The sequence below is a fragment of the Pseudomonas sp. St290 genome (assembly GCF_018325805.1).
GTDB lineage: Bacteria > Pseudomonadota > Gammaproteobacteria > Pseudomonadales > Pseudomonadaceae > Aquipseudomonas > Aquipseudomonas bijieensis.
Genome location: NZ_AP014703.1, coordinates 1,377,156 through 1,393,756 on the forward strand (window position 1 = coordinate 1,377,156; position 16,601 = coordinate 1,393,756).

The window sequence follows — 16,601 nt, forward strand, 5'->3', positions numbered from 1 at the left end:
TTTTTTTTACTGACCTATCAACAGGCTCCGCTTAAATTCAAGTATTGAAATTTGCCTCCGCGCAATGCCCTACCCGTCATTCTCAACTATCAAAACCTTTGTGTAATCGCGTTGTAATTCCATCGCGTTAAGGAGAACGCCATGCCAATCACGCAGGCACAACTGCTGCATATCCTCCCGAACGCCGGCGCAAACGCCGGCGTTTTTGCACCTGTACTAAATGTAGCCATGGGTCGTTATCAGATCATCGGCCCGAAGCGTGTTGCCGCGTTCATTGCCCAGGTGGGGCATGAGTCCGGCCAACTGCGTTACGTGCGAGAACTGGGCAACAATGCCTATCTGTCGAAATATGATACCGGCCTATTGGCCTTGCGCCTGGGTAACACGCCCCAGGCTGACGGTGACGGCCAGAAGTATCGCGGTCGAGGACTGATCCAGATTACTGGCCGCGACAATTACCTTCGTTGCAGCCAAGGGGTGTTTGGCGACGCACGTCTGCTGGTATTGCCGGAGTTGCTGGAACAACCGCAATGGGCCGCGGAGTCCGCTGCATGGTTCTGGCAGCAGGGTGGCTTGAACGAACTGGCTGACCGCGATCAGTTCAACACTATCACCCGCCGTATCAACGGCGGCTTGAACGGATTGGAGGATCGTCTGCAACTCTGGGCACGGGCGAGGGCGGTGTTATGCCAACCTTCGACTTGATGCCTTTTTCGTCCCGCACTCTGGGCATTGTTGTGCTACTCGCGCTGCTGGCCGGCGGTTCAGGGATGCTTGCGTGGCGGTTCCAGGACTGGCGCTACGGTCATCAACTGGCCCGACTCGCACAGGCCCAGGCCGAAACCCTGAATCAAATCACCCAGGCGACCGCGGTGCAGCAAAAGGCCGAGCAGGACAAACGCCTCGCCCTTGAGCAACAACTCTCCACCAGCGAACAAACCCATTACCGAGCCCTGAGCGATGCCCAACGTGACCAGGATCGCCTGCGCGATCGCCTTGCTACTGCCGATGTCCGGCTGTCAGTCCTCCTCGACGCCGATGATGTTGCCGCCGGCTGTGCAGTGCCTGCCACCACCCGCCCCGGCGGCGTGGATCATGGCGCCCCACGCGCCCGACTTGACCCGGCGCATGCTCAACGAATTATCGCCATCACCGACGCCGGTGATCGCGGATTGATTGCCTTGCAGGCCTGTCAGGCCTATATCAGAGCGCTGGGTCGGTAATCCGGCGAGCCTTGCAAGCTTCGGCTGCTCGTGTACGGTAGGCCCCATTGTGTCGAATCAGGAGAGCATCATGGACGACATTACCGAACTGGCCGCCGAACTGGGCAGGCGCCTGCAATTGCTCAATGCCCATGTGACCACGGCCGAATCCTGTACGGGCGGGGGGATTGCCGAGGCGATTACCCGGATTCCCGGGAGTTCGGCCTGGTTCGAGGCCGGTTACGTCACTTATTCCAATCGCCAGAAGAGCCAGCAACTGGAGGTGCCGGCCGAGTTGTTCGAGAAGGTCGGGGCGGTCAGCCGCGAGGTGGTCGAGGCTATGGTGCGGGGCGCCCAGCACAAGAGCCTGGCGCGTTTTGCTGTGGCGGTCAGTGGAGTCGCGGGACCGGACGGTGGTTCGCCGAACAAACCGGTGGGCACCGTTTGGCTGGCCTGGGGCGTTGGCGAGAAGGTCGTCAGCGAGCAGCAATTCTTTCCTGGCAACCGCGACGAGGTTCGCCGACAAACGGTGAAGGCCGCGCTAGAGGGGCTGCTGCAACATGCCGCTGTAGAAATCTCAAATCAGGGGTAGGCGATCTTCGAACGCTGTGGAATAATACTGGCTACTTATACAGGTGTTGGCCGTCAGGCCTTATTGATTACGTGAGGACTTTAATGGACGACAACAAGAAGAAAGCCTTGGCTGCGGCCTTGGGTCAGATCGAACGTCAATTCGGCAAGGGTGCCGTAATGCGTATGGGCGATCAGGACCGTCAGGCTATTCCTTCCATCTCCACTGGCTCCCTGGGTCTGGACATCGCACTGGGCATCGGCGGTCTGCCAAAAGGCCGTATCGTTGAGATCTACGGTCCTGAGTCGTCCGGTAAAACCACACTGACCTTGTCCGTGATCGCCCAGGCCCAAAAAGCCGGCGCGACCTGCGCCTTCGTCGACGCCGAACACGCCCTGGACCCTGAATACGCAGGCAAACTGGGGGTCAACGTCGATGACCTGCTGGTTTCCCAGCCGGACACCGGCGAGCAGGCCCTGGAAATCACCGACATGCTGGTGCGTTCCAACGCGGTTGACGTGATCATCGTCGACTCCGTGGCGGCGCTGGTACCTAAAGCTGAAATCGAAGGTGAAATGGGCGACATGCACGTGGGCCTCCAGGCTCGCCTGATGTCCCAGGCCCTGCGCAAGATCACCGGTAACATCAAGAATGCCAACTGCCTGGTGATCTTCATCAACCAGATCCGTATGAAGATCGGCGTGATGTTCGGCAGCCCGGAAACCACCACTGGTGGTAACGCGCTGAAGTTCTACGCCTCGGTCCGCCTGGACATCCGCCGTACTGGCGCGGTGAAAGAAGGTGATGAGGTTGTCGGCAGCGAAACCCGCGTCAAGGTCGTGAAGAACAAGGTGGCTTCGCCGTTCCGTCAGGCCGAGTTCCAGATTCTTTATGGCAAGGGCATCTACCTCAATGGCGAGATGATCGACCTGGGTGTGTTGCACGGTTTCGTCGAAAAATCCGGCGCATGGTATGCCTACAACGGCACCAAGATCGGTCAGGGCAAGGCCAACTCGGCCAAGTTCCTGGCAGATAATCCGGAAGTTGCCGCGGCTCTCGAGAAGCAACTGCGTGACAAGCTGCTGAGCCCAGTGGCAGACGTCAAGTCAGTCGCCAACCGCGAGACCGCTGACGACCTGGCTGACGCTGACATCTGATCGATCCAATGACCGCCGTACTCGATACCCTCGTCGCGGTGCGGCGAACCGCGATGGACCTGCTCGCCAGACGCGAGCACGGTCGAGTCGAGCTGACGCGTAAACTTCGTCAGCGTGGCGCGCCTGATGAGTTGATCGACACGGCCCTTGATCGTTTGACTGAAGAGGGCCTGCTGTCGGAGTCCCGTTACCTGGAAAGCTTCGTCTCTTATCGCGCCCGCTCCGGCTATGGGCCTTTGCGCATTCGTGAGGAGCTGGGCCAGCGTGGTTTGCAGCGCCCGGATATCGAACTCGCCTTGCGCGAAAGCGGTATCGATTGGCAGGAGCAACTGAGGGACACCTGGCGGCGCAAGTTCTCAGGGCATTTGCCTATCGATGCACGAGAACGCGCGAAGCAAGGGCGTTTCCTGGCGTACCGAGGCTACTCCATTGAAATGATCAACCGCTTGTTCAGCGGTCGCGGTATGGACGATTAAATAAAACGGCCCGCTATTTCGATAGCGGGCCGTTTTTTATGGGCTCAGGTTACCTTGATCGGCTCCCACGTGAGGGGATGGGGCTTTTGGGCGGGTTGGGCCCAGTTTTCCGGCAAATTGATGAAGTCCACCAGTTCCCTCAAGCGGCCGTGATCGCGGGCATTGAAAGTAAACGCCAGTCGCGTCAGATGACTGAAGCGGGGCTCGTCGTGCTCTTCACCGCTGTACTCATGTTGATGGAAGCAGTCGTTCAGGCACAGGTCGGCAAAATCCGCCTGCATCTGCTGCAATGCCTGTTCGCTTAGCTTGTGATTCATGCGGATCACGAACTGATGCTTGAGCCAGCGACTGGAGTGGAAGTTGCGGTAGAACTGGTTGATCTCTTCCACGGCGTCTTCAGCGTTGTACACCAGGCGCATCAGTTTCATGTCTGTGGGCAGGATGTAGCGGTTTTGCTCCAATTGCTCACGGATAAAATCCAGGGCACCTTGCCAGAACTTGCCCCCTGGGACATCCAGCAGCACCACCGGTACCAGCGGACTCTTGCCTGTCTGTACCAGCGTCAGGACTTCCAGAGCCTCATCTAGCGTGCCGAAACCGCCGGGGCAGAGCACCAGTGCATCGGCCTCTTTGACGAAAAACAGTTTGCGGGTGAAGAAGAAGTGGAACGGCAGCAGGTTCGGCGTGCCTTCAACGGTCGGGTTTGCGTGTTGTTCGAAAGGCAGGGTGATATTGAATCCCAGGCTATGGTCACGCCCCGCGCCTTCGTGGGCAGCTGCCATGATGCCACCGCCTGCACCGGTGATGACCATCATGTCCGAGCGGGCCAGCGCAGCCCCCAGCTCTCGGGCCAGGCCATACAAAGGATGTTCGATGGGTGTTCGGGCCGAGCCGAAGACGGTGACCTTGCGCCGGCCCTTGAACTGTTCGAGCGTACGGAAGGCGTGCTCCAGTTCCCGCAGGGCCTGTAGCGTGATCTTGGCATTCCAGCGGTTGTGATCTTCCTGGGCCATGCGCAGCACGGTCAGGATCATGTCTCGGTAAATGGGGAGGTTGGGACTGTTGGGGGATACCAGGTTGAGTTGCTCTTCGACCTTGCGGGTGAGGTCGTGGCCGTGGTTCTCAAAATGACGACTGAGCAGGTCATTCGGTTTGTAAGGCATTCAACTTCTCCTTCTTAACAGAACCCTGGCCCGAACGAGAGATTCGTCAGGGCCACGACACCCCGTGTGTCGTTGTCGGCCCAGGCCCGTGCCTGGACGTTCGACCTGGCTCGACGCGGTCTGCAACAAAGCGATCAAGCCATCCAACAGGTTCCGTTTTTCCCTTGGATGAAAACAATCACACGGCAAGGTACTGGCAGGGCAGCCTCGTTCTGCCCGATGACAAAAGATACTTCTGAATCTAGCTGATCTTCGTAGCCCTGATCATGGCGCTCAAAAGTGACCGTTGGCAACCGCTGAAATACCCCACCGCTCGTCAGATTAGCGACTGGCTACGTGCCGCTCTGATTTACTGATAACAAGCGTGCCAATGCAATTCGGCGCTCAGGGCTGGGCGTCAGGCGATGGACTGAAGCGGATAGGGCATGGAGGCGGGAGAGATGGCCAGGGTGACTCTGGAACTCGACAGGCAGTTATACCTGACGTTGTTGGAAGCGGCTAAGGCCAATCAGGTAAGTCTTGAAGAGGAATGCTGCCGACGGCTGGAAGGCCGGACCTGGCGCTCGCGTTATCTGCAAGCGCTGGTAGCCGAACTGCGCGCCGACGATGAGCAGCGGCGCGCACGCTTGGGTTGATTACTTCTTGGTCTTGGCCGGTTTCGGGCAGTCCGATTCCTGGAAGCGCTCGGTCGCGACCGGGCGGTTGGTCTTAACTTCGGTGAATTCGTAGCGCATGGTCGCGCCCTTGGCCATCAACTTGCGAAAGCCCGGATTGGTGCACACCGTGGAGCCCAACTGGAAATACACGGCCTTGGGGTCAGCACGCATTTTCTGCGCATGGCTGCTTTGCACGCTCAGGTGATTGATCAACTCGGTGCCTTCGACGGTATAGCCCTGGTCTAGGATGTCTTCGTTGATCGCCCGTGGCGTACCGACGCTACTTTCCCTGGCGACGTTCTGCAGCATCTTGTTCAGTTCGAGTTCTTTCAGCGAGGCAGCCTGAGCGCTGAGGGACGTTGCCAGCAAAACGGCAACGGTAGGGACGATAAGGCGCAGCATGAAACTCTCCTGGTTCAGTGACTGGTGGTTCGACCGATCACATGACTGTGCGTTCAGTGGCCGGGAATTATAGGGGAGCCCGGGTGGACGGTACAGGCTCGTGCGCTCTGGTAGACTGCCGGCCTTTATTGCCCTGCCGAGTGTCGTTCGTGTCGAGTTTTCCTGTCTGTCGGCGTCACCCACGATGAATCATGCCCCTAACGCCGTAGCCCGCCTGCGCGACCAGCGCATCGACGAAGGAATCAAGCCGATCCAGGCCCGTGGTTGGCGCGCCCCCCGTTGCAGCGCTTGCCGAGTGATCGAGAGCCATTGCCTGTGCGCCTGGCGTCCTAGCGTCGAGACCCGCTCCGGGGTCTGCCTGATCATGACCAACAAGGAAGTGTTCAAGCCGAGCAACACCGGTTGGCTGATTGCCGATGTGGTGCGCGACAATCATGCATTCATCTGGTCGCGCACCGACGTTGATGAACAACTGCTGGCATTGCTGAACGATCCGCAATGGCAACCGTACCTGGTGTTTCCTGGCGAATACGTCGAGCCATCGCGGGTTACCCACACGGTTGACCTAGATCATGGCAAGCGCCCGTTGTTCATTCTGCTGGACGCGACCTGGACGGAGGCGCGGAAGATTTTCCGTAAAAGCCCGTATTTCGACCGGCTGCCGATCCTGAGCCTGCTACCCGACAGACTGTCGCGCTACCGCTTGCGCCGTTCGACCCGTAGCGAGCACCTATGCACCGCCGAAGTGGCGGCGTTGTGTCTGGAACTGGCGGGGGACACCGACGCCGCGTCGGCCCTGGACGCCTATTTCGATGTGTTCAGCCAGCATTACCTGGGGGCCAAGGGGCAGCAGGAGGTGAACGTGTCGACCCCGGCGCACGCGCAGTTGCAAGCCTTTATCGGTACACCGCAGGCGGTATTGGCCCAATAGTGGCCCATACTGGACACAGGGGCGGCCGTGCTGCTTGACCACCCCGGCTTCGCTGGGCATGCTTGGCGCCGACCCGGGTGCAGCCGATGTTTGAAACGCCATGTTTGGCGTTGAACGTGCCCCTGTGGATGCCGCTGCATGGCGGTGTCTTGAGTTGTCTTGGCGAGGCGCGAATGCATCGGGCCTGCCATTAAAAACAGGATCATTGGAAAAATGGCCACATACGAAATCCTGATTGCCGATGACCACCCGCTCTTTCGCAGCGCGTTGCATCAGGCAGTGACCCTGGGCCTTGGCCCGGCTGTCCGGTTGACGGAGGTGGCCAGTATCGCGGAACTGGAGGTCCAACTGACGGCGAAGGCCGATTGGGACCTGGTGCTGCTGGATCTGAACATGCCCGGTGCCTATGGGTTTTCCGGGCTGGTGCTGTTGCGCGGCCAATACCCGCAGATCCCCGTGGTCATGGTCTCGGCCCAGGAAGAAGCCTCGGTGATGGTCAAGGCCCGGGAGTTCGGTGCCAGTGGCTTCATACCCAAGTCCAGTTCCCTGGAGATGATCCAGAAGGCTGTGAAAGCGGTCCTGGACGGCGATGTCTGCTGGCCGCCCCAGGCGTTCGAAGCAGTGAGCGTGTCCGAGGAAGCCAAGGCCGCCAGCGAGGGGCTGGCCAGCCTCACGCCGCAGCAGTTTCGGGTGTTGACCATGGTCTGCGAAGGCCTGCTGAACAAGCAGATTGCCTATGAGCTGAACGTGTCGGAGGCCACCATCAAGGCCCACGTCACGGCGATCTTTCGTAAGCTGAACGTGCGCACCCGGACCCAGGCAGCCTTGCTGTTGCAACAACTTGAGTCAATTTCACCGCAGGCTTAGTGTTCTGATTCACGCTTTTTTGACCGGGTTTGAATTAGCTTCTCCACTCCTTTTCGATCAGTTGCCCACTCTATGTCACCTTTTAAAGGCCAGACCGGCCTGAAACGCATCCTCAACGCCTCCGGCTATTCCTTGGACGGACTGCGTGCGGCTTTTGTCGGCGAAGCGGCTTTCCGTCAGCTGGTGCTGCTCAACGTCGTGCTGATTCCGTTGTCATTCTTCCTGAACGTCAGTCGTGTCGAGCAGGCGCTGCTGATAGCCGTGTGTCTGCTGGCATTGATCGTGGAGCTGCTCAACTCGGCGGTGGAGGCGGCCATCGACCGCATCTCCCTGGAACTGCACCCATTGTCGAAAAACGCCAAGGACATGGGCAGCGCCGCCCAGTTCGTCGCCCTGACAATGATCGCGTTGGTCTGGGGCGTGGTGCTGTTGTAGCGGCTCACGCAATGGCCGGTAGCACGATTTCGTCGCTGCGTTGGGCTCCGGCGGTGAACGCTCGGCACAGTTCGAGGAATTCACGCATGGCCGAGGTCTGGTACTTCTGTTTATGCCAGATGAAATAAAACTGCCGCGCCAGGTCCATGTCCGGGGTTTCCACCGCGACGAGGCTGCCGCGGCGGAAGGCGTCGCGCAGGGCCAGGCGTGAAATGCAGCCAATGCCCAGGCCGGACTCCACGGCGCGCTTGATCGCTTCGGTGTGTTCCAGTTCCAGGCGGATGTTCAGCGCACTGCGGTGGTGGCGCATGGCTTGGTCGAAGGTCAGGCGGGTGCCGGAACCCTGTTCCCGCAGGATCCAGGCCTCATGGGTCAGTTCCTCCATGGTCGCCTGGCCGCGCTTGGCCAGCGGGTGTTGGGGGGCGCAGAACACCACCAGTTCGTCCTCGACCCAGCTCTGCACCTCGATGTCCGGATGGCTGCAGTCACCTTCGATTAGACCCAGATCAATTTCATAGTGGGCAACCTGGTGCACGATATTGGCAGTGTTCTGCACGTGCAGCTTCACCTGGCTTTCCGGATGGCGCTGCATGAAGCCGCCGATCAGCAGGGTCGCCAGGTAATTGCCGATGGTCAGCGTGGCGCCGACCGCCAATGAGCCGAAACCGGACTTGCCATTGAGCAGGTCTTCGATCTCCTTGGCCTGGTCCAGCAGCGCCACGGCCTGGGGCAGCAGCTGTTTGCCCAGGGCATTGAGGCTCAGGCGTTTGCCGGCGCGGTCGAACAACTGGCAGCTGGATTGGCGCTCCAGTTCAGTGATGGAGGTGCTGGCGGCCGACTGCGATAGATTGAGCAGGCCCGCAGCACGGGACACACTCTCTTGCTGAGCGACGGCGACGAAGACTTGAAGTTGACGAAGAGTAAATCGCATATCGATATAACCGATAACCCTTATCTTAATAATCCATTTAACAGATATTGTCGCCGCCATTAGAATGCGATGCAATTGCGCAAATTAACGACGCAGGCATCATTCCCCAGGAGTCACCGTACATGAGCAACATGAACCACGAGCGTGTCCTCAGTGTTCATCACTGGAACGACACTCTGTTCAGCTTCAAGTGCACCCGCGATCCGGGCCTGCGCTTCGAGAACGGCCAGTTCGTGATGATCGGCCTGCAACAGCCCAACGGCCGCCCGCTCATGCGCGCTTACTCGATTGCCAGCCCGAACTGGGAAGAGCATCTCGAGTTCTTCAGCATCAAGGTGCCTGACGGTCCGCTGACCTCCCAGTTGCAGCACTTGAAGGAAGGCGACGAGATCATCATCAGCAAGAAGCCCACTGGCACGCTGGTGCTGGACGATCTCAAGCCTGGCAAGCATTTGTACCTGCTCAGCACCGGCACTGGCCTGGCGCCGTTCATGAGCGTCATCCAGGATCCGGAAACCTACGAGCGTTTCGAAAAGGTGATCCTGTGCCACGGCGTACGTTACGTCAATGAAGTCGCCTATCGCGAATTCATCACCGAGCACTTGCCGCAGAACGAGTTCTTCGGCGAAGCGCTGCGTGAAAAGCTGATCTACTACCCGACCGTGACGCGCGAACCGTTCGAGAACGAAGGTCGCCTGACCGACCTGATGCGCAGTGGCAAGCTGTTCCGCGACATCGGCCTGCCGCCGATCAATCCGCAGGACGACCGCGCCATGTTGTGCGGCAGCCCAAGCATGCTCGACGAGACCAGCGAAGTGCTCAACAGCTTCGGCCTGACCGTTTCGCCGCGTATGCGCGAGCCGGGTGACTACCTGATCGAGCGGGCGTTTGTAGAGAAGTAAACCTCGACATCTGCGGTGGCTGAATGATCGCCATCGCGAGCAGGCTCGCTCCCACAATGAATCCTGTGTGAACACAAATCTCGTATCCACTGCAGATCAAATGTGGGAGCGAGACTGCTCGCGATGGTCGTGACTCGGTCCAGACAGCCAAAAAAAGCCCGCGCTACCTGAAGAAGGCAGCGCGGGCTTTTTCGTTTCTGGCGGTTACGATTTCGCCGGAATCACTTCCAGCACCCGGATCACCCCCGGCTGTGGGTAATGCCAGCGAACGTCCAGGTCCCAGAACTGCGCGCCGTACTCCCGCTCGGCTGTAGGAATCTGGTACGCCGGGCGTGGGTCTTGGGCCAGGCACTGTTCAATCAGCGCCACCAAGGGCTCTTCCAGGCGCGTGGCGTGATCTTGGGCCTGCAGCAGGGCGGTGTCCGCCCATTGCACGGGGATCAGCTCAGGCGCGGCGCTGGCAATGTCGTTGGACGCCGAATCGATGATGTCGGCGTAGGGCACGTAGGGCTTGATGTCCAGCACTGGCGTGCCGTCCAGCAAATCGATACCCGAGATCCACAGGCGCCCGGCTTCGACCCGTTCCAGCTTCACCACCGACTGGCCGATGCCGTTGGGTCGGTGGGTGGCGCGGGTGGCGAATACGCCCATGGACTTATTGCCGCCCAGGCGCGGTGGACGAACCTTCAACCGTGGCTTGTCTTCCAAGGCCTGATGGAACAGGAACAGCAGCCAGACATGACTGACCTGCTCCAGCCCTTGCACCGCATCTCCCTGGTCGAACGGCGCCACCAGCTCCAGCACACCGCGCGCGGCCGGGGCCAGTTGCGGTTGACGGGGGATGGCGAACTTCTCCTTGAAGCAGGAGCGGACGAAGCCGATGGGGGAGACGGTGTAGGTCATGGGCAGGGATCGGGGCGAGGTTGAAAGAGCATCATAACGCGCGGCCAAGATTGACACTGTTCGTATGGCGAGAACTTTTTTGTGGCGAGGGGATTTATCCCCGTTGGGCTGCGCAGCAGTCCTAAAAGAAGTGAACTCAATCTTCCTGTTACACCGAGTTGTCTGGTTTGGGGGCCGCTTCGCAGCCCAGCGGGGATAAATCCCCTCGCCACAACAGCTCTGCAAAAGTCAGCAGATATTCAAGAATCAGCGGCCCTTCAAGGTCAGCCGCGCACGCGCAGCGTCAGGCCCTTGAGGAAGTTGCGCAGCAACTGGTCGCCGCAAGGGCGGTAGTTGGTATGTCCGAATTTGCGGAACAGCGCGCTCAGCTCCGGCTTGGACACCGGGAACTCGGCGGCCTTGAGGATGGCGTGCATGTCGTCTTCCTTCAGTTCGAAGGCCACCCGCAGTTTCTTGAGGATGATGTTATTGGTCACCGGCACTTCGATCGGCTGCGGCGGACGACTTTCGTCCTTGCCACGCTTGAAAATCACCAGACCGTCGAGAAAATGCGCCATGACCTCGTCAGGGCAGAACACGAAGCCTTCTTCCTCGTCTTTCTTGAGGTAGCCCGCCAGGTCCGCCAGGGAGACTTCCAGGCCGCCGAGCTTGATGATCTCGATGACTTTCTTGTCGCTGATGTCGAGCATGTAGCGCACGCTGCGCAGTACGTCGTTGTGAATCATGTGTGCAGTCCTGATCAATCGGCAATGGGCGCCCCGGCTCTGCGGGGCGCCGGAAAATTAGAATTTCTCTTTGGCGGACAGGTAGCGCCACTGGCCCAGCGGCACCTTGCCGATGGACACGCCGCCGATGCGGATGCGGCGGATGGCGACCACCTTGAGGCCGACCGCCTGGCAAAACAGTGCGATCACACCCGGTTGCGGGTTTTTCATGGCGAAGCGCAGGCGGTTCTCGTTCTGCCAGCTGGCCTTGACCGCCGGCAGTTCCTTGCCCTTGTAGCTCAAGCCATGGTTCAGGCGATTGAGGCCATGGGCGACCATCTCGCCTTCGACTTCGACCACGTATTCCTGCTCGATCTTGGCGGCGTCGGCGGTGAGCTTGCGCAGGATCTTCCAGTCCTGGGTGAACACCAGCAGCCCGCTGGCGTTGGCCTGCAGGTCGGCGCTGGCGGTCAGGCGCAGGAAGTGGCCCTTGAGCGGCCGCTTGCCGAAGCGATGTTCTTCGCTCAGGGTCTGCGGTCCAAGGGAGGCCATTGCAGTGTCTACATCGGTGCCTGCCGGGACGTTCAGCAGCAGGGTCACCGGCTCCGGCGCGGTGGCCTTGGCCTCGGGATCGAGTTCGACTTTCTGGGTAGTGACCTTGAACTGCGGTTCATCGATCACTTCGCCATCCACGGTGACCCAGCCGCCCTCGATGAACAGCTCAGCCTCCCGACGGGAGCAGCCGACGAGTTCGATGAGGCGTTTGGAGAGACGAATCGGGTCAGTCATGACAGGGCCGTAACAAAAAGAGGGTGGGCATTGTACCTGCCTGGCGCGGGTTAATCGCGGGTCCATTTGCCTCGTGTGGCTTTTAGCCGCGTCGGGCCTTCAGGTCGGGCTGTTTGTAGCGCATGTGCAGCAGTGGATAAGGCTGGTTCATGCCATCCCGTGCCGAGCGCCCAATCACTTCGAACCCCTGCTTGAGGTAAAAGCCCAGGGCTTGCGGGTTCTGTTCGTTGACGTCCAGTTGATCGGCGTTCAGGTGTTCCATGGCGTAGTGCAGCAGTTGTTTGCCCAGGCCCTGGCCACGGTGTTGCGGGTCGATGAAGAGCATCTCGATCTTGCCGGCGGCAACACCGGCGAAACCGGTGATTCGCTGGCGAGTATCCCGGGTGCAAATGAGCATGACCGCATCGAGGTAACGGGTGAGCACCAGGTTTTTCAGCAGCTCGATATAGCTGTCCGGCAGAAAGTCATGAGTGGCCCGCACCGAAGCCTCCCAGACCTGGGTCAGTTCCTGATAATCGCTGGGTTTGGGGGTGTGGATGACCGAATGCTGGCGCATGCCCGTCAGTTCCTTGTGCTGGATGTCCCGGATTTCTTCATACGATAGCCGTAAAAAAGCCCCGCATCTTGTCGCAAGGCAGGGCTTTTCAATTTTTCGGCTTGTGAAAGCATCTGTGGGAGCCGAGCTTGCTCGCGATGGCGTCGTGTCAGCCAACTTTCATGCTGACTGATACACCGCCATCGCGAGCAAGCTCGGCTCCCACAGGTCATGCAGCAGCCTGTAAAGCGCGGCAGATCAACCGATCTGTTCAGCCCACAAGTCGTATTCGTCGGCGTCGGTCACCTTGCACCAGACCTTGTCACCCGGCTTGAGGTTGCTGCCATTGTCGATGAAGACGTTGCCATCGATTTCCGGGGCGTCGAAGAAGCAGCGGCCCACGGCACCTTGCTCGTCCACTTCATCCACCAGCACTTCGATTTCACGGCCGATGCGCATTTGCAGGCGCGCCGAACTGATGGCTTGCTGGTGCGCCATGAAACGTTCCCAACGGTCCTGCTTGACGTCGTCCGGCACCACGTCCAGGTCCAGGTCGTTAGCCGGTGCGCCTTCGACGGGCGAGTACTGGAAGCAGCCGACGCGGTCGAGCTGGGCTTCGGTCAGCCAGTCCAGGAGGTACTGGAAGTCTTCTTCGGTTTCACCGGGGAAGCCGACGATGAAGGTCGAGCGGATGATCAGGTCGGGGCAGATTTCGCGCCAGTTCTTGATCCGAGCCAGGGTCTTGTCTTCGAACGCCGGGCGCTTCATGGCCTTGAGGACCTTCGGGCTGGCGTGCTGGAACGGGATGTCCAGGTACGGCAGGATCTTGCCGGCGGCCATCAGCGGGATCAGTTCGTCGACATGCGGGTACGGGTAGACGTAATGCAGGCGGACCCAGACGCCGAGGGTGCTAAGGGCTTCGCACAGTTCGGTCATGCGGGTTTTCACCGGCGCGCCGTTCCAGAAGCCGGTGCGGTATTTCACGTCGACACCGTAGGCGCTGGTGTCCTGGGAGATTACCAGCAGCTCCTTGACGCCGGCCTTGACCAGGCGCTGGGCCTCGTCGAGCACATCACCTACCGGGCGGCTCACCAACTTGCCGCGCATCGACGGGATGATGCAGAAGCTGCAGCTGTGATTGCAGCCTTCGGAAATCTTCAGGTAGGCATAGTGGCGCGGGGTCAGCTTGATGCCTTGCGGCGGCACCAGGTCGATCAGCGGGTTGTGGTCCTGGCGCGGTGGCACCACGTCATGGACGGCGTTGACCACTTGCTCGTACTGCTGCGGACCGGTTACGGACAACACGCTCGGGTGCACGTTGCGGATGTTGCCTTCTTCCACGCCCATGCAGCCGGTGACGATGACCTTGCCGTTTTCCTTGATGGCTTCGCCGATCACTTCCAGGGACTCGGCCTTGGCCGAATCGATGAAGCCGCAGGTGTTGACCACCACCACGTCGGCGTCCTGGTAAGTGGACACTACGTCATAGCCTTCCATGCGCAGTTGGGTCAGGATGCGCTCGGAGTCGACCAGAGCCTTCGGGCAACCCAGGGATACGAAGCCAACCTTCGGATTGGCTGGCGCGGTAGTGGTGGACATGTCTAACCTCGGTGTAGGGGGATCGTCTCTTGCCGAGACAGGGCGCCTGGCGCGCCTCTGATCAAAAAGTGCGCAATTCTATCCATGGCCGACGCACTTGACCAGCTTTATACCGGGAAATGCGACGAGTGCTGCGCTATGCTTCGCGCCTTTGCGTTCTGACGATTGCTACAGTCAACGAAACGTCTGTAACAATACGTAAAACAGCGCATGCTGCTTCAGCAAAACAAAGTGCTTCGTTCAAGAAGACAGGTCTGGGAATCGGGAGTGTTGGATGGGTCATGCAAGTAGTCAGGCGGCGGGTGCCGAGCATTCGGCAGCGAAGCCGCTGAGCATGCTGGTCGCGGCGGTCGGAGTGGTTTATGGCGATATCGGCACAAGCCCGTTGTACACCCTCAAGGAAGTGTTTTCCGGTGCCTATGGCGTGCCTGTCAATCACGATGGGGTGCTGGGGATTCTCTCGCTGATTTTCTGGTCGCTGATCTGGGTCGTGTCGATCAAGTACATGATGTTCGTCCTGCGCGCCGACAACCAGGGCGAGGGCGGGATCATGGCGCTCACTGCCCTGGCGCGGCGAGCGGCGGCGGGAAAGGCACGACTGCGGACATTCCTGGTGGTCTGCGGCTTGATCGGTGCGGCGCTGTTCTACGGCGACAGCATGATCACCCCGGCGATTTCCGTACTCTCGGCAATTGAAGGCCTTGGCCTGGCGTTCGAAGGCATCGATCACTGGGTGGTGCCGTTGTCGTTGGTGGTGCTGGTGGGGTTGTTCCTGATCCAGCGCCACGGTACCGCACGGATTGGCATCCTGTTTGGCCCGATCATGGTCACCTGGTTCCTGGTGCTCGGCGCTCTTGGCGTTTACGGCATCAGTCAGCAACCGGAAGTGATGCATGCGATCAACCCGGCCTGGGCTGTGCGCTTTTTTGTCGTCCATCCTGGCATGGGTGTGGCGATCCTTGGCGCGGTGGTGCTGGCACTGACCGGCGCCGAAGCCCTGTACGCCGACATGGGCCACTTCGGCCGCAAACCGATCGCCCGGGCTTGGTTCATCTTGGTGTTGCCGGCGCTGGTGCTCAATTATTTCGGCCAGGGGGCGTTGCTGCTGGGTGACCCGGAAGCGGCGCGCAACCCGTTCTATCTGCTGGCGCCAAGCTGGGCACTGATCCCGTTGGTGGGCCTGTCGACCCTGGCCACGGTGATCGCTTCGCAAGCGGTGATTTCCGGCGCGTTCTCCCTGACGCGTCAGGCGATTCAGCTCGGTTATATCCCGCGCATGTACATCCAGCACACCTCCAGCGCCGAGCAGGGCCAGATCTACATCGGTGCGGTGAACTGGTCGCTGATGGTCGGCGTGGTGCTGCTGGTACTGGGTTTCGAGTCTTCCGGCGCGCTGGCCTCGGCCTACGGCGTGGCAGTGACCGGTACCATGCTGATGACCACGATCCTGGTGTCCTCGGTGATCCTGCTGTTGTGGAAATGGCCGCCGTTTCTGGCGGTGCCGCTGTTGTTCGGTTTCCTGCTGGTGGACGGCCTGTACTTCGCTGCCAACGTGCCGAAGATCATCCAGGGCGGCGCTTTCCCGGTCATCGCCGGCATTGCCTTGTTCGTGCTGATGACCACCTGGAAGCGCGGCAAGCAGTTGCTGGTGGATCGCCTGGATGAAGGGGCGCTGCCGCTGCCGATCTTCATTAGCAGCATCCGCGTGCAGCCCCCTCACCGTGTCCAGGGTACCGCCGTGTTCCTGACCGCGCGTTCGGACGCAGTGCCCCACGCGTTGTTGCACAACCTGTTGCACAATCAGGTGCTGCATGAGCAAGTCGTACTGCTGACGGTGGTCTATGAAGATATCCCCCGGGTGCCGCCGCAACGGCGCTTCGAGGTCGACGCCTATGGCGAAGGGTTCTTCCGGGTGATCCTGCACTTCGGCTTTACCGACGAGCCGGACGTCCCGCAGGCGCTCAAGCTTTGCCATCTGGATGACCTGGACTTCAGTCCGATGCGCACGACCTACTTCCTCAGCCGCGAGACCGTCATTGCCTCCAAGCTCGAGGGTATGGCCCGCTGGCGCGAGATACTGTTCGCCTTCATGCTGAAAAATGCCAACGGCAATCTGCGCTTCTTCAATCTGCCGCTGAACCGGGTGATTGAATTGGGAACGCAGGTCGAAATGTAAGCCTGGGCAAGAAGCCCCCGTTGCCTTGCGGCGGCGGTGGCTTTTTTGTGGGCGACCCAAATGTAAGATGCTAATGAATCCTTGTGGGAGCGAGCCTGCTCGCGATAGCTGAGGGTCAGTTGACGGTGATGTTGACTGTGCTGCCGTCATCGCGAGCAGGCTCGCTCCAACAGGGGTATGTGCAAATCGAACGACCACAAAA

The 16,601-nt window shown here is 59.9% G+C and carries 19 protein-coding genes; 11 read left to right on the top strand and 8 right to left on the bottom strand.

The features are described 5' to 3' along the window. The first annotated feature begins 141 nt into the window (after positions 1-141). The 5 genes from PBDP_RS05950 to recX all read left to right on the top strand — a co-directional run bounded on the left by PBDP_RS05950 (position 142) and on the right by recX (position 3,406). Complete coding sequence (locus PBDP_RS05950; RefSeq protein ID WP_163855138.1) at positions 142-705, top strand: glycoside hydrolase family 19 protein; 564 nt, start codon at positions 142-144, stop codon at positions 703-705. Continuing rightward, the gene (locus PBDP_RS05955) at positions 687-1,223 is read left to right on the top strand and encodes a lysis system i-spanin subunit Rz (RefSeq protein ID WP_212801950.1); all 537 of its coding nucleotides are present in this window, start codon (positions 687-689) and stop codon (positions 1,221-1,223) included. The genes PBDP_RS05950 and PBDP_RS05955 overlap by 19 nt, the downstream gene beginning before the upstream one ends. Positions 1,224-1,293: 70 nt before the next feature. After that, entirely contained in the window at positions 1,294-1,794 is a 501-nt protein-coding gene (locus tag PBDP_RS05960; protein WP_212801951.1) for a CinA family protein, read from the top strand. Between the two features lie 83 nt (positions 1,795-1,877). Continuing rightward, positions 1,878-2,930, top strand: a complete 1,053-nt coding sequence (gene recA, locus PBDP_RS05965) for a recombinase RecA (RefSeq protein WP_003198351.1) — start codon at positions 1,878-1,880, stop codon at positions 2,928-2,930. An 8-nt stretch (positions 2,931-2,938) separates the two neighbouring features. Further along, the gene (gene recX / locus PBDP_RS05970) at positions 2,939-3,406 is read left to right on the top strand and encodes a recombination regulator RecX (protein ID WP_212801952.1); all 468 of its coding nucleotides are present in this window, start codon (positions 2,939-2,941) and stop codon (positions 3,404-3,406) included. Between the two features lie 44 nt (positions 3,407-3,450). Here the strand turns inward: recX and PBDP_RS05975 are convergent, their stop codons facing one another. Then, a complete protein-coding gene (locus PBDP_RS05975) occupies positions 3,451-4,569 on the bottom strand; it encodes an LOG family protein (RefSeq protein ID WP_109755669.1) in 1,119 nt (372 codons plus the stop codon). A 440-nt stretch (positions 4,570-5,009) separates the two neighbouring features. On the opposite strand from PBDP_RS05975, the gene PBDP_RS05980 reads away from it, so the two are divergent. Continuing rightward, positions 5,010-5,204, top strand: coding sequence for a hypothetical protein (locus tag PBDP_RS05980; RefSeq protein ID WP_109755670.1), 195 nt, complete (start codon positions 5,010-5,012; stop codon positions 5,202-5,204). On the opposite strand, the gene PBDP_RS05985 is transcribed toward PBDP_RS05980, so the two are convergent. Further along, entirely contained in the window at positions 5,205-5,627 is a 423-nt protein-coding gene (locus tag PBDP_RS05985) for a quorum-sensing-regulated virulence factor family protein (RefSeq protein WP_109755671.1), read from the bottom strand. A 184-nt stretch (positions 5,628-5,811) separates the two neighbouring features. Between PBDP_RS05985 and PBDP_RS05990 the strand changes: the two genes are divergently transcribed. The 3 genes from PBDP_RS05990 (at position 5,812) to PBDP_RS06000 (ending at position 7,860) form a co-directional block, all read left to right on the top strand. After that, a complete protein-coding gene (locus tag PBDP_RS05990; RefSeq protein ID WP_212801953.1) occupies positions 5,812-6,558 on the top strand; it encodes a tRNA-uridine aminocarboxypropyltransferase in 747 nt (248 codons plus the stop codon). Positions 6,559-6,771: 213 nt separating this feature from the next. Next, the gene (gene erdR / locus PBDP_RS05995) at positions 6,772-7,425 is read left to right on the top strand and encodes a response regulator transcription factor ErdR (RefSeq protein WP_003198362.1); all 654 of its coding nucleotides are present in this window, start codon (positions 6,772-6,774) and stop codon (positions 7,423-7,425) included. 72 nt (positions 7,426-7,497) lie between these two features. Continuing rightward, the gene (locus PBDP_RS06000) at positions 7,498-7,860 is read left to right on the top strand and encodes a diacylglycerol kinase (RefSeq protein ID WP_003184792.1); all 363 of its coding nucleotides are present in this window, start codon (positions 7,498-7,500) and stop codon (positions 7,858-7,860) included. Between the two features lie 4 nt (positions 7,861-7,864). Here the strand turns inward: PBDP_RS06000 and PBDP_RS06005 are convergent, their stop codons facing one another. After that, positions 7,865-8,791 carry a LysR family transcriptional regulator gene (locus PBDP_RS06005; RefSeq protein ID WP_162893797.1) on the bottom strand — a complete coding sequence of 309 codons (927 nt, stop codon included), beginning with the start codon at positions 8,789-8,791 and terminating at the stop codon, positions 7,865-7,867. Positions 8,792-8,913: 122 nt separating this feature from the next. On the opposite strand from PBDP_RS06005, the gene fpr reads away from it, so the two are divergent. Next, entirely contained in the window at positions 8,914-9,693 is a 780-nt protein-coding gene (gene fpr / locus PBDP_RS06010; RefSeq protein ID WP_003198368.1) for a ferredoxin-NADP reductase, read from the top strand. 204 nt (positions 9,694-9,897) lie between these two features. Here fpr and tsaA read toward each other — a convergent pair whose 3' ends face one another. The 5 genes from tsaA to rimO all read right to left on the bottom strand — a co-directional run bounded on the left by tsaA (position 9,898) and on the right by rimO (position 14,223). Continuing rightward, a complete protein-coding gene (gene tsaA / locus PBDP_RS06015; RefSeq protein ID WP_212801954.1) occupies positions 9,898-10,596 on the bottom strand; it encodes a tRNA (N6-threonylcarbamoyladenosine(37)-N6)-methyltransferase TrmO in 699 nt (232 codons plus the stop codon). Positions 10,597-10,859: 263 nt separating this feature from the next. Beyond that, a complete protein-coding gene (locus PBDP_RS06020; RefSeq protein WP_063322707.1) occupies positions 10,860-11,321 on the bottom strand; it encodes a YehS family protein in 462 nt (153 codons plus the stop codon). A gap of 57 nt (positions 11,322-11,378) precedes the next feature. Beyond that, on the bottom strand, positions 11,379-12,089 hold the full coding sequence (locus PBDP_RS06025) for an rRNA pseudouridine synthase (RefSeq protein WP_109755675.1): 711 nt from the start codon (positions 12,087-12,089) through the stop codon (positions 11,379-11,381). A gap of 82 nt (positions 12,090-12,171) precedes the next feature. Beyond that, a complete protein-coding gene (locus PBDP_RS06030; RefSeq protein WP_109755676.1) occupies positions 12,172-12,645 on the bottom strand; it encodes a GNAT family N-acetyltransferase in 474 nt (157 codons plus the stop codon). A 237-nt stretch (positions 12,646-12,882) separates the two neighbouring features. Beyond that, the gene (gene rimO / locus PBDP_RS06035) at positions 12,883-14,223 is read right to left on the bottom strand and encodes a 30S ribosomal protein S12 methylthiotransferase RimO (protein WP_003198379.1); all 1,341 of its coding nucleotides are present in this window, start codon (positions 14,221-14,223) and stop codon (positions 12,883-12,885) included. A 334-nt stretch (positions 14,224-14,557) separates the two neighbouring features. Between rimO and PBDP_RS06040 the strand changes: the two genes are divergently transcribed. Continuing rightward, positions 14,558-16,399 carry a potassium transporter Kup gene (locus PBDP_RS06040; RefSeq protein WP_502936872.1) on the top strand — a complete coding sequence of 614 codons (1,842 nt, stop codon included), beginning with the start codon at positions 14,558-14,560 and terminating at the stop codon, positions 16,397-16,399. Positions 16,400-16,601 lie beyond the last annotated feature (202 nt).

Bases quoted from the DNA above. Each gene is read 5' to 3' on its own strand.
- PBDP_RS05950 (WP_163855138.1), top strand. From the start codon at position 142: ATGCCAATCACGCAGGCACAACTGCTGCATATCCTCCCGAACGCCGGC.
- PBDP_RS05960 (WP_212801951.1), top strand. From the start codon at position 1,294: ATGGACGACATTACCGAACTGGCCGCCGAACTGGGCAGGCGCCTGCAA.
- rimO (WP_003198379.1), bottom strand. From the start codon at position 14,223: ATGTCCACCACTACCGCGCCAGCCAATCCGAAGGTTGGCTTCGTATCC.
- erdR (WP_003198362.1), top strand. From the start codon at position 6,772: ATGGCCACATACGAAATCCTGATTGCCGATGACCACCCGCTCTTTCGC.
- PBDP_RS05955 (WP_212801950.1), top strand. From the start codon at position 687: ATGCCAACCTTCGACTTGATGCCTTTTTCGTCCCGCACTCTGGGCATT.
- PBDP_RS05985 (WP_109755671.1), bottom strand. From the start codon at position 5,627: ATGCTGCGCCTTATCGTCCCTACCGTTGCCGTTTTGCTGGCAACGTCC.
- PBDP_RS06020 (WP_063322707.1), bottom strand. From the start codon at position 11,321: ATGATTCACAACGACGTACTGCGCAGCGTGCGCTACATGCTCGACATC.
- PBDP_RS06025 (WP_109755675.1), bottom strand. From the start codon at position 12,089: ATGACTGACCCGATTCGTCTCTCCAAACGCCTCATCGAACTCGTCGGC.
- tsaA (WP_212801954.1), bottom strand. From the start codon at position 10,596: ATGACCTACACCGTCTCCCCCATCGGCTTCGTCCGCTCCTGCTTCAAG.
- PBDP_RS05980 (WP_109755670.1), top strand. From the start codon at position 5,010: ATGGCCAGGGTGACTCTGGAACTCGACAGGCAGTTATACCTGACGTTG.
- PBDP_RS06030 (WP_109755676.1), bottom strand. From the start codon at position 12,645: ATGCGCCAGCATTCGGTCATCCACACCCCCAAACCCAGCGATTATCAG.
- PBDP_RS06000 (WP_003184792.1), top strand. From the start codon at position 7,498: ATGTCACCTTTTAAAGGCCAGACCGGCCTGAAACGCATCCTCAACGCC.
- PBDP_RS06005 (WP_162893797.1), bottom strand. From the start codon at position 8,791: ATGCGATTTACTCTTCGTCAACTTCAAGTCTTCGTCGCCGTCGCTCAG.
- PBDP_RS05975 (WP_109755669.1), bottom strand. From the start codon at position 4,569: ATGCCTTACAAACCGAATGACCTGCTCAGTCGTCATTTTGAGAACCAC.
- recX (WP_212801952.1), top strand. From the start codon at position 2,939: ATGACCGCCGTACTCGATACCCTCGTCGCGGTGCGGCGAACCGCGATG.
- recA (WP_003198351.1), top strand. From the start codon at position 1,878: ATGGACGACAACAAGAAGAAAGCCTTGGCTGCGGCCTTGGGTCAGATC.
- PBDP_RS05990 (WP_212801953.1), top strand. From the start codon at position 5,812: ATGAATCATGCCCCTAACGCCGTAGCCCGCCTGCGCGACCAGCGCATC.
- fpr (WP_003198368.1), top strand. From the start codon at position 8,914: ATGAGCAACATGAACCACGAGCGTGTCCTCAGTGTTCATCACTGGAAC.
- PBDP_RS06040 (WP_502936872.1), top strand. From the start codon at position 14,558: ATGCTGGTCGCGGCGGTCGGAGTGGTTTATGGCGATATCGGCACAAGC.